Origin of the sequence: uncultured Pseudokineococcus sp., from assembly GCF_947495735.1 — a bacterium.
In the GTDB taxonomy this organism is placed as follows: domain Bacteria; phylum Actinomycetota; class Actinomycetes; order Actinomycetales; family Quadrisphaeraceae; genus Pseudokineococcus.
In genome coordinates this window covers 1-10,377 of record NZ_CANMAA010000026.1, presented here as the reverse complement: position 1 = coordinate 10,377, position 10,377 = coordinate 1, and the positions used below count along the sequence as shown (strand labels likewise).

The 10,377-nt window shown below is 72.9% G+C and carries 12 protein-coding genes; 7 read left to right on the top strand and 5 right to left on the bottom strand.

Annotated elements, in window-relative coordinates; genetic code table 11:
* The first annotated feature begins 402 nt into the window (after positions 1–402).
* The 3 genes from Q0848_RS18655 to Q0848_RS18645 all read left to right on the top strand — a co-directional run bounded on the left by Q0848_RS18655 (position 403) and on the right by Q0848_RS18645 (position 2,770).
* Positions 403–819, top strand: a complete 417-nt coding sequence (locus Q0848_RS18655) for a hypothetical protein (RefSeq protein WP_299040316.1) — start codon at positions 403–405, stop codon at positions 817–819.
* A 197-nt stretch (positions 820–1,016) separates the two neighbouring features.
* The gene (locus tag Q0848_RS18650; RefSeq protein ID WP_299040314.1) at positions 1,017–1,373 is read left to right on the top strand and encodes an OmpA family protein; all 357 of its coding nucleotides are present in this window, start codon (positions 1,017–1,019) and stop codon (positions 1,371–1,373) included.
* A 239-nt stretch (positions 1,374–1,612) separates the two neighbouring features.
* Positions 1,613–2,770, top strand: coding sequence for a DUF1963 domain-containing protein (locus Q0848_RS18645; RefSeq protein WP_299040317.1), 1,158 nt, complete (start codon positions 1,613–1,615; stop codon positions 2,768–2,770).
* A 119-nt stretch (positions 2,771–2,889) separates the two neighbouring features.
* On the opposite strand, the gene Q0848_RS18640 is transcribed toward Q0848_RS18645, so the two are convergent.
* Positions 2,890–3,087: a hypothetical protein gene (locus Q0848_RS18640; protein ID WP_299040313.1), complete on the bottom strand. Its 198-nt coding sequence runs from the start codon at positions 3,085–3,087 to the stop codon at positions 2,890–2,892.
* 256 nt (positions 3,088–3,343) lie between these two features.
* On the opposite strand from Q0848_RS18640, the gene Q0848_RS18635 reads away from it, so the two are divergent.
* The 3 genes from Q0848_RS18635 (at position 3,344) to Q0848_RS18625 (ending at position 6,085) form a co-directional block, all read left to right on the top strand.
* On the top strand, positions 3,344–4,234 hold the full coding sequence (locus Q0848_RS18635) for a type II CAAX prenyl endopeptidase Rce1 family protein (protein WP_299040311.1): 891 nt from the start codon (positions 3,344–3,346) through the stop codon (positions 4,232–4,234).
* Between the two features lie 387 nt (positions 4,235–4,621).
* The gene (locus Q0848_RS18630; RefSeq protein WP_299040310.1) at positions 4,622–5,863 is read left to right on the top strand and encodes a hypothetical protein; all 1,242 of its coding nucleotides are present in this window, start codon (positions 4,622–4,624) and stop codon (positions 5,861–5,863) included.
* Between the two features lie 12 nt (positions 5,864–5,875).
* Positions 5,876–6,085 carry a hypothetical protein gene (locus tag Q0848_RS18625; RefSeq protein ID WP_299040308.1) on the top strand — a complete coding sequence of 70 codons (210 nt, stop codon included), beginning with the start codon at positions 5,876–5,878 and terminating at the stop codon, positions 6,083–6,085.
* Between the two features lie 240 nt (positions 6,086–6,325).
* Here Q0848_RS18625 and Q0848_RS18620 read toward each other — a convergent pair whose 3' ends face one another.
* Positions 6,326–6,709, bottom strand: coding sequence for a GNAT family N-acetyltransferase (locus Q0848_RS18620; RefSeq protein ID WP_299040306.1), 384 nt, complete (start codon positions 6,707–6,709; stop codon positions 6,326–6,328).
* A 75-nt stretch (positions 6,710–6,784) separates the two neighbouring features.
* Positions 6,785–7,864 (bottom strand): YafY family protein, encoded by a 1,080-nt coding sequence (locus Q0848_RS18615; protein ID WP_299040304.1) that lies wholly within the window; start codon positions 7,862–7,864, stop codon positions 6,785–6,787.
* A 57-nt stretch (positions 7,865–7,921) separates the two neighbouring features.
* Here Q0848_RS18615 and Q0848_RS18610 point away from each other — a divergent pair, with 57 nt between their 5' ends.
* Positions 7,922–9,244 carry an NAD(P)/FAD-dependent oxidoreductase gene (locus Q0848_RS18610; protein WP_299040302.1) on the top strand — a complete coding sequence of 441 codons (1,323 nt, stop codon included), beginning with the start codon at positions 7,922–7,924 and terminating at the stop codon, positions 9,242–9,244.
* Between the two features lie 127 nt (positions 9,245–9,371).
* Here the strand turns inward: Q0848_RS18610 and Q0848_RS18605 are convergent, their stop codons facing one another.
* Together Q0848_RS18605 and Q0848_RS18600 are read right to left on the bottom strand one after the other, a co-directional pair.
* Complete coding sequence (locus tag Q0848_RS18605) at positions 9,372–9,635, bottom strand: hypothetical protein (protein ID WP_299040300.1); 264 nt, start codon at positions 9,633–9,635, stop codon at positions 9,372–9,374.
* 314 nt (positions 9,636–9,949) lie between these two features.
* Positions 9,950–10,377, bottom strand: a 428-nt coding sequence (locus Q0848_RS18600; RefSeq protein WP_299040298.1) for a zinc-binding dehydrogenase, incomplete at its 5' end; no start/stop codon positions are given.

Sequence of the window (10,377 nt, the reverse complement as noted above, 5' to 3'; positions counted from 1 at the left end):
TCACCGACCCCACTCCGCCATCGGCAAGGTCCCACCCATCACCAGGTTGACCAACCTCCCTGGGCAGTACAGCTAGCGGAACGGCTCCTGAGTGCCATGTCCAGCCATCGATGGTGGGGCCTTGAGGCCTCCTCGAGTGGTTGTCCGCCCGGGAGTGCCTTCAGGAGACCTATACGGGGCACGATCGACGTCGTGCGCACACACGCGGGGGTACGGGTGCTTCGGCTGTCGATGACGGTGGCGGTGCTACTAGTGGCGGGTTGTAGCGGGAGTCCCGGTGACGAGCCGGCCGCGCCGGAGCGGACTGCCGGTCCGGGACCGTCGAGCGCCTCACCCAGTGAGGCACCCTCGAACGATGCTGCCACCGCAGAGGACGGTGGCGCACCGACGTCCGCACACGATGTGCCCACCGAGCCGGTCGCCTCGGTCCCGGGGCAGGACCCCGGGATGATCCTCGAGGTCTACCGCGTGGCTCGCAGCGGTGCCACCACGACGTTGACCATGGCCGTCCTCAACGACGGCGTGGAGGACTTCAACATCGGTGGCTCCTTCACCGCGTCATCGGGCAGGCCTCCCGTCACCTTCGACACCTCGGGCATCAGCCTGCTCGACCCGGTCGGTCTGGACAGGTACACGGTCTTCATCGACACCGAGGACCAGTGCCTGTGCAGCGAGCTTGAACGCCAGACGCTCGTAGAACCGGGGCAGCGCGTCCACCTGTCCGCGAGCTTCCCGGCCCCACCTGCATCGGTGACGTCGGTGACCGTGGAGACCCCGGTTGGCAGCCTCGCTGGCGTGCCGATCACCGACCTCTCGTGACCGTGGCCGCACTTACCACGCTGGTCCTGACCGCGACCCTCATGGCCGGCGCGGGGGGCAGTCCCGCTGATCCTCTGCCGTGGGCCGGGGACCCCAGCCGATCCGCGCCGCCGGACGTCCGCGACCTGACCCCGGACGTGCGAGCCCTCACTCCAGGGGTGGAGTCGCTCGTGGTCGAGGAGCCGGAGCAGACGCGAGTGGTGTTGGGCGCCGATGTCCTGTTCGCCTTCGACTCCGCCGACCTCCCGCCTGAAGCCCAGGGCCAGCTGGCGGGCGTTGCTGACCAGATTCAAGAACGCGGGCCGGCCGTCGTGCGCGTGGAGGGCCACACCGACGGCCTCGGCGGTACGGACTACAACCAAGACTTGTCTGAGCGGCGGGCCGCCGCGGTCGCCACAGCGCTCTCGGTGCTCGTGGGCGCCGGGCCGGCCTTCGAGCAGGCCGGGTACGGCTCGACGCAGCCGCTCGCGCCCGAGGTCACGGCTGCCGGTGAGGACGACCCAGCGGCCCGCGCCCGTAACCGCCGAGTGAGCATCACCCTCGTCCAGGAGTAGAAGCGCCGTCCCTGACCCACTCACCGATCTCGAGCGAACACCTGAATCACTGTCGCCAGCAGGCTCCCTCAGACGGTCGTCGAGGGGCGGATGCGTGCGCGTCCGGGTGGCTACCTTCTGCCTGCATGACGTCCTCGGGTCAGGAGCGGCATCCGATCTGCGTGTCCGGAGGGCCGCGGGCGCTGATCGGTCCGACGTCCATGTCTCCCCGTGACCTGCGGCTCGCGCCTCGGCCGTTGGTGCTGCGGTCGGTCGAGGAGCCGCTGTGGCAGGAGTACCTAGACGCGCTCGAGGCGGTGCAGGAGTCGGACGAGCGAGGCGATCCGCCCGCCCGGAGGAACAAGGCCAACGATCGTGCCGTCGAGGTGGGGGAGCGTCTGCTCGCCGTGCCCGGGTTGCTCGAGCGGCTGCGTGCCCTGGTGCCCTCGGTCCGGGACGCTGACGAGTGCGAGGCGCTGGGCGGGGTGCTGGACGTTCCGGTGCACGAGCTGTGGCGGACACCTGAGGCGCTGCTGGCCGACCCTCGGGTCGACCTGCCGCCGGGGTCGGTGCGGGTGGCGCCGGCGCTGTACCTGCCCGAGATGCGCGAGGTGGAGGACGACGAGGAGCTGCTCGACCAGCTGCACCCGGAGAACCTGCTGGAGCGGGGCACCGACCTGACCAGGCTCGGTGGCCCGCCGCTGCGCGTGCCGGGCCGACAGACCCCGGCAGAGCCTTTCCTGCTCCAGGTCGACCTGGCGATGCTGACGGAGGAGGCGAGGTGGCGGTCCGAGGTGGCTGACCTCCTGGCCTCGGTGCCGCTGCCGGCCGAGGGGGTCCTGCAGCTCTTCCATTCCACGACCGGTGACTCCTGCACCGACCCCGAGCTCCCCGGTGGTGGCGCGAGCGTGCTGCACCTGACGGCGGAGCAGCTGCGGTCCGGGGCGTACGTCGAGCCAGAGGCAGCGGACTACCCGGCGCACGTAGTCAGCGCGAGCGTCCTGCCGACCTTCGCCGTCATCGACGACGAGGACGACGACGACCTTGTAGGGCGGCTGTTCGACGGTGTCGTGGAGCTGCAGCGCCGCAGCGACATCATCGCCCGCGGCGGGACACCGAGCCCGGACTACGTCCGAGCCGCGCGCCGGGACCCCTTCACGGCGGTCGAGGCGCCGTGCACACACCTGCTCGGGGTGCCGCACCACGACTGCGTGCTGCAGCCGGAGGACCGACAGGTGCTCGACGAGCGCCTGCCCCTGCAGGGCGAGGACCGGCATGTGCTGCTCTTCGAGGTGGCCTCCGAGACGGTGTTCGACACGGTCTACGGCGACCTCGGGCGCCTGCAGGTGTGGGTACGCGCCGAGGACCTGGCCGCCGCCCGCTTCGACGACGTCGTCAGCATCTGGCAGTCCGGCTGAGCCGTCGTCACCATCTCCGACGCACCCTGCTGCACGAGTTGGACCGCTGAGCTGTGGTGACCTGGTGACGTGACCGGATGAGGATCGTCAGCGGACAGGCATCGGATGTCGACGGAGTCTCAGCGCTGACGGTTGCGCTCTCGCTCGAGCGTTGCGACTCGGGCGCGCAGCTCATCGAGGTCAGCGTCGAGCTGTGCGGACACGGAGAGATCCTGCCTGTACCTCGACGCCCGTTCCTGCACGGGGGTGCCCTGGGCGTCGAGCTCGGCGATGCCCAGCCAGCGTCGGATCGTTCGCGTCACAGAGCCCTTCGCCATCGCCCGAACGTAGCCGCCCACTCGACTGCTGCAGCCAGCGGCGTGAGCCGTTCGACTCGCTGCGCCGGCGTGAACCTGTCCGCGACCGGTAGACGATGAGATGTGAGACGGAACCTCGGACGGTGGTCTGGTCAGCAGCCGCCTCGGGCGCAGGGCCGCCTTCGGGTTACCCATCCTGGGGCGGTGGGACTGGCCGCGGGGACGTCGGGGGCCACCTCCCTGGTGGCCGGGTGCCCGGCCGCTCGAGGCTGAGCACATGCCTGGAGCTGAGTCCCGGGCGGCCGTGGTGGCGGTCGTCCTCGCGTTCGTCCTCGTGGCCGGGGCCTGCCTGCCCTTCACCCTCACGGGGGCCGACGTCCCCGGTGCCGTGGTCCTGCTGGGGCGGTGGCTGCCCGGGCTGGCGAGCCTGCTGGCCGTCCTGGTGGTCTTGGGCCGCGGGCATCTGGTCCGGCTGTGGCGGGTGCGCCCGTTCTCCCCGCGGGAGCTGCTGGGCTCGTGGGCGCTGGCCCTGGGCGTGGTTCTGCCGGCGGTGGTGGCGCCGGCGCTGGTCGGGCTGGCGCTGGGTGCCGAGCTGAAGCCGGTCGGCGTCCTGGCGGCGGCGGTGCCCGTCGTGGTCGCCGGCACGGTCGTCTTCGCCCTGTCCACGCTCGGGGAGGAGGTGCTCTGGCGCGGGCAGCTGCAGCACGCGGTCCGGCGGTTCGGGTTCTGGCCGTCCTCGGTGCTCGTCGGCGTCGTGTGGGTGCTGTGGCACCTGCCGCTGCACCTGACGTACCTGGCCCAGGGGCAGCTGTCCGCGACGGAGGTCACTGCGCTGACGCTCGGCCTGCTCGCGTGGGCGCCGCTGCTGGCTGCTCTGGTCGAGCACCGGGGGACCATCTGGCCGGCCGTCTTCGCGCACGCGGTGCCGCTGTCGTCGCTGCAGCTGCTGGCCGACGGCGCGGCGGGTCAGGCGCTGGTCTTCTGGGGCGTGACGGTCACGGGCTGGGCCGCTCTCGTGGTCGCAGCCCTCGCCGTCCGCGCCCGCACGGCAGCGACCGGGACGACGAGCGGGCACGACACCAGCCCCCCCTGCCGCGCACGAGCGGCTGGTGCCCGACCGGCGTCCTATGCCCGTCCCGAGGCGGCTTGGAGGCCGTCCCACTGGTGATCAACCGTCGGAAGGGTGAGCGCCGACGGTGAAGTCGTCATCACGAGCGACGAAGATCTTGGAGGCGGTGATGGTCCGCCCAGCCCCAGGCTCGACGTCCCCGCGTCGGCACGCCCGCCGCCGCGGGCACTGCGGCCGCGCGGGCAGCGCTGCACGCCGTCCCCGACCCCCAGCCGCCCGCCCAGCCGGCCGCCCGGGCTCCCCGGGCCCGCACCACCGGGGCCGCGGCCGCACGCGCGGCGCTGCGCGCCGCCCGGCCTGACGGCGACCGCCGCTGACGGACGGCAGTGGCTAGCGTCGACCAGGTGACCGACCGCGGACGCGGCTGCCGCCTTCGTAGGTCTCGCAGAAGCGACCCATCACTCCTCGTAGAAGCGGCCTCAACCCATGCGCGTGCACACCGTCCTCAGCGCTGCGACGACCGCCCTCGTCGCGGCAGCCTGCCTGGCGCCCTCGGCCTCGGCGGCCGAGGCTCCCGCCACCTTCCTCGCCGTCGACGCCGGCGCCCCGGTCGCCGGCGTCGTGGTCGACTCCGCCCCCACCGGGCTCAGTGGCCGGGTCGACGGACGAAAGTCCGCGCTGTCCTGGAACCCGGTGCCCGGCGCCACCTCTTACGCCATCTGGGAGCCGGGCACGCCGGGCCGGCCTGTGACGACGGTCACGAGCCCCTCGCGAACTTCCGGAGACCTCGCCGACGGCACCTACGCCTACAGCGTCAGCGCCCGCTTCGCCGACGGCACCGAGTCGTCGCGCACAGCAGAGGTAGAGCTGCTTGTCGGCTCTGCCGCGACCCCCACGCCCGCCCCGACGACACCGTCGGCGTCCACCTCCCAGCGCGCCTCCTGGACGGCGCCCACGCTCGTGGACCCCCTCGTCTGGGACGTCAGCGCCAGCAACGCGACCTTCACCGCGCCGGCGAACCGCGACGTGCTGATCAGGTGGCCCTCCACGCCGCTGGACGTGCAGGGCGGCGTCAAGCTCAACGGCGGCCGCAACGTCGTGAGCAAGGGCGGCACCGTCAAGTTCTCCAAGCGCTACTTCGCCTCGATGGAGGACAAGCCCAACGACAACCGCTGCCTGCGGATCTCGGGCAACGCGCGGGCGACCGGGCCGCGCACCGTGCACGTCGAGGGCCTGCACTGCGCCGGCAAGCACATCTGGGAGGGCATCAACGTCGACTCCCAGGGCGAGCGGGGCACCCTCACCGTCCAGCTCCGCGACATCAGGATCGACGGCGTGCACGTCGAGCACCCCGGCCGCGGCAAGCACATCGGCGGCGACGCGCTGCAGACGTGGAACGGCCCCCACCGCCTGCGCGTCGACGGCTTCACCGCCAAGAACCTCGAGTACCAGGGCCTCTACCTGCAGCCCTACCGGTTCGGCAGCGGCAAGCTCGGCGCCTGGGACATCCGCAACGTCAACCTCGAGGGCGCCTCGAAGGGGTCGGCCTACCTGATGTGGCTGGCCGGCTCGCGCAACGCCTCGGCCTCCGACGGCGTCGACCTGACCGTCAAGGACGTCTACGTCCTGCCCGGAGGTGGCCGCTCGCGCACCCGCACGCTGTGGGACGCCGCCAACGACTGGTCCGAGGTCAAGATCGGCGAGCCCGGCGTCGACTTCGTCCCCTGAAGACCGGGGTGGGTGACGGAGTGGGGCTACGGCCCCACCAGGAACGTGCTGGCGGCCCGAGCCGACCTGCTGGTGTGGCTGGACCTGCCGCGGGCGGTGGTGATGCGCCACGTGGTCCGCCGGACGTTGCGCCGCCGGCTGCGTCGGGAGGTGCTGTGGAACGGCGACGTCGAGCTACCGCTGCGGACCTCCTTCACCGACGAGGAGCACATCGCGCCCTGAGCCCGGACCTCCCACGCGCGGCTGGGGGGAGCGGGTCGCAGCCCTGGCGACGACGGTCCCGACGCTGCCGGTGGTGCGGCTGCGGTCGCACGCCGACGCCGAGGCCTGGCGACGCGGTCCGCTGACCACCGCGGGCGAACAGCGTGAGCCGACGTCCTGGGTCAGCAGATGCGCGAGCACCCCCGAACGGCCGGTGAGACGAAGCGCCGCCCTCCGAGGGCCGGCTTCCACGCCACCGCCTCAGGCGCTCCCCGAGAAGCGACTGCTGTGCGCGACGACGCCGAAGCCGAGCTGCTCGTTGATCGACAGACCGGAGCCGCTGGCGTCGAGGCAGGCGGTGACCGCGCCGCGGGCTCGGGCGTCGGCGATCGCCACAGCCGTCACCGCCCGGCGCGAGCCACGCCGGCGCCACGCCGGGTCGGTGTTCACGAAGATCACCACGGCCCGTGACCCGAACACGCCCACGCCCGACGTCGCCCGCGGCACACCGTCGACGTCGACAGCCGCGAAGAAGCGGAAGGCGGGCATCGACGCCCGCAGATCCCTGGCTAGGACACCCGGGTCGCCGACGCCCGTCGGGTCCGCCACCGCTGCGACATCAACGGCCTCCGACAGTGCTGCCACCACCCCACCACCTGGAGGAACTCGCTGGAGCTGTCGTGGGCGCGGCCGGCTGACCGGCGAGGTCTCACCGTCGTGTCAGCGCAGGTGTCTCGCGGTCTTGTCGCTGTCCTCACCACCGGCATCCGGCGCTGCACCGCACTCGTCGGAACGTCGATGCCCGACGGTGACGCCGCGGGCGAGGTGCTGGGTGGCGAGGGTGAAGGCGTCCCGAAGCTCGGGTGGTTGGACGTCGCTCATGGGGCTGCCGAAGGTGACGTAGAGGCCGGCGAGCCCGATCCAGGACCAGGCGCCCATCGACAGCTCGCACCTCGTCGCGTCGAGGCCTCGGACGACGGCGCCGCCCGGGGCGAACTGGGCCACGAGCTCAGCGGGCAGGTCCAGGACGGCGGATCCGGTGCACGGCCAGGGCGCGAGGCTGTCCCCTCGCGCGGGGGTGCGCTGGACCAGCGCCCCGGGCCCGCCCTCGGGCATCGGCCGGCTCGTGAACGGGACCCCGGTGAGATCGGGGGAGGTGATCCGGTCGAGCCGGAGCACCACCCAGTGCTCGTGGGCGCGTTCATACGCGACGAGGTACCAGCGGGCCGCCCAGACGACGAGGTGGTGCGGTTCCAGGACCCGGGCGCCACCAGAGCCGCTGTCGTCCTGGGTGTCGTCCGGGCTGGCGTCTGGGTCGTCGTAGTGCAGGCGCAGGACGACCCGTTGGCGGACCGCAGCGCCGACCGCGCGGACCAGCGCGGCCTCGGGTGGTGGCGCGGGGAACTCCCACTGGTTGGGCAGCGCGGTGACGGTGAAGGCGTCGGCGTCCAGGCGCAGCCGGCGAGGCATCACCTGCCGGATCGTGGCCAGTGCCCGCCGGCTGGAGTCCTCGATGCCGGCCAGCACCGTGGAGGTGGTCTGCAGGGCCACCACGACGGCGATCACCTGCTCCTCGTCCAGCACCAGCGGCGGAAGCGCCCCGCCCGGTCCGAGGCGGTAGCCCCCGCCGGCGCCCTTGACCGGCTCGACGACGTAGCCGAGCTCGCGCAGCGTCTCGACGTCGCGGCGCATCGTCCGCTGCGAGACACCGAGCCGGCGGGCGAGCTCCTCACCGGAGACCGTGGAGCCGCTGGTCAGCATCGACAGCAGCCCCAGCGCACGAGCCGACGTCGACGCCACCGCACCCCTCCGACGTAGTGGCCACCCCGTGACCGCTGAGGCGCCCATGGTGACGCCGTGACCACCACCACGCCTGACAGCGGTACGAAGACCACCCCGGCCCCGACCTTGCGGGTCGTCGTCATCGGAGGAGGGATCGGCGGCCTCGCGCTGGCCGCAGGCCTGCGCCGGACCGGGGTCGACGTCGTCGTCCACGACCGCGACGTCGACCCCTCCGTCACCGGCGGTTACCACATCACCCTCGACACCCCGGCCCAGCAGGCCCTGCGCGGGCTGCTCGAGCCCGAGCTGTACGAGCGGCTGCTCGCCTCGGCCTCCGCGGTCCGCCGCCGGCCCACCGACGTCTGGTTCGACTGGCGCGGGCGCCTGCTCGGCGACCTCGAGGTCGGGGGCCTGGACCCCGACAGCATCGACGTCGACCGCATCACCCTGCGCCTGCTGCTGGCCGAGGCCGCCGGCGACAGCCTCGTCCTAGGCAGCACCTGCACCGCCGTCGACCGCGAACCCGGCCCCGCCGGACAGGTCCGGGCGACCTTCACCGACGGCAGCACCGCCCACGGCGACCTGCTCGTGGGCGCCGACGGGCCCCACTCCCTGGTCGTGCGCCACCTCGCCGGGAACCCGACCAGCCGCCCGGCCGGCATCATCGGCATCTCCGGGCGCACCTCAGCAGCCGACCTCGACCCGGATGAGACAGCGCGCCTGGGGCCCCGCTCCAGCCTGACCGTCGGACCCCGCGGCACCGCCCTGTACACCGGCTACCTCGACCCCGACGGCTTCGCCGTCATCGACGCACCCCACGCCCGGGCCGCCGTCACCACCGGGCCCACCTACATCTGGGGGGCGATGTTCTCCGAGGCCACCGCACCCGAGGGGCTGCGCGACCAGCACGGCACCCAGCTGCGGGAGACGACCCTCGAGGCCCTGCGCGCCACCGGCTGGGGCGAGAAGCCGCTGCAGGTCATCGCCCGCACGGCCGCTGAGACCGTGGCCGCCTACCGCTTCAACGTCGGACCCCAGCACCCCCGCGAGATGGCGCCCTGGCCGGCCGGCAGCATCACCGCTCTCGGCGATGCCGTCCACGCCACCCCGCCTACCGCCGGCAAGGGCGCCGGCACGGCGATCATCGACGCCCACCAGCTCGTCACCGAGCTGGTCGCGGTCCGAGCCGGCACCCAGACGCTGCACACGGCCGTCAGCGCCTTCGAGACCGACATGCGCCACCGCGGCAGCGCCGTCATCGCCCTGTCGATGACCACCGTCAACCGCAGCCTCGCCGGCGCCAGCCCCGCCGCCTCCGCCATCACCCGCGCCTCGATGCCCCTGCTCGCCTGGAGGACAGCGCTGAGGCAGAAGGACGCCCACGGATCGCGGCGTTGAGCGCCCGCGCAGCCGCCCCCGGCGAGCAGCGAGGTCGTCAGGTGCTGCGCGTGCGGTCGTAGGCGGTGACGGTGGTCCCGTCGGAGAGGACGCGGTGGTCGACGGGCGAGAACGGCAGCGCGCCCGGTTACGGCGCGGTGATGGCCGGGATGCCGGCGCCCAGGACGAGGGGGTAGCGCTTGAGGAGCAGGTGGTCGACCTCGTCCAGGACGGCGCCGGCGAGGCGCCCGCCGCCGGCCAGCAAGATCCCCGCACCTGGCCGCTGCTCGAGGTCGCGCAGCAGTCCCGCCGGGTCGTCGGCGGTCACCGTGACCCGCGGCTCGACGTCGGACGCCAGGGTGGTCGAGACGACGTGCTGGTCGAGGTGGGCGTAGGGGCTGGTGATGCCCACCTCCAGCGCTGTTGCGTCATCACCACGGTGTCGAAGCGGCCCCCCGGAGCGCTCACGCCCAGCTGGGTGCGCACGTGGCTCGGCAGGGTCTCGGGCAGCTCCCCGACGATGACGTCGAGCAGCGGCTGCTCGAGGGGGAAGACGTCGTAGGAGCCGTCCGGGGCCGCGTTCAGCGCCAGCCCGCCGCCCGTCGAGGTGCCGACCAGGCGCAGAGGGTCGAGGTCTGCTGAGCAGCGGCCCGCTCGAGCGGGTCGGGTGCGGTGATCGCCGGTAGGTGGGACCTGCCCCATCCCGGTCCTGCCGTGGTCGTCACCTCAGGCGACCTCCAGGATGATCTTGCCCTGCAGGTGGCCCTTCTCGGCGTGCTCGTGCGCGGCGGCGGCGTCTTCGAGGCCGAAGGTGCTGTCGATGACGACCTGCAGGGCGCCCTCGTCCAGCAGGCGCCCGAGATGGGTGAGCTGAGTGCCGCTGGTGCGCACCTGGGTCGCCGAGACGGTGACCCCGCGATGCGCCGCCTCGGCGGGGTCGACCTGGGCCAGGAAGATCGGGAAGAGCGCGCCACCTCGCTTCAGGGTGGGCAGGAACCGTCCGCTGCGCGGCCCGCCGACGTTGTCCACCACCAGGTCGACGTCGCGGACGACGTCCTCCGGCCTCTCCCGGGTGTATGTCTCGTACCGGGTCTGATGGAGGCTCTCATCGCACGGGAGGATGAGAGTCATGGCAGCACCGAGGAAGTACCCGG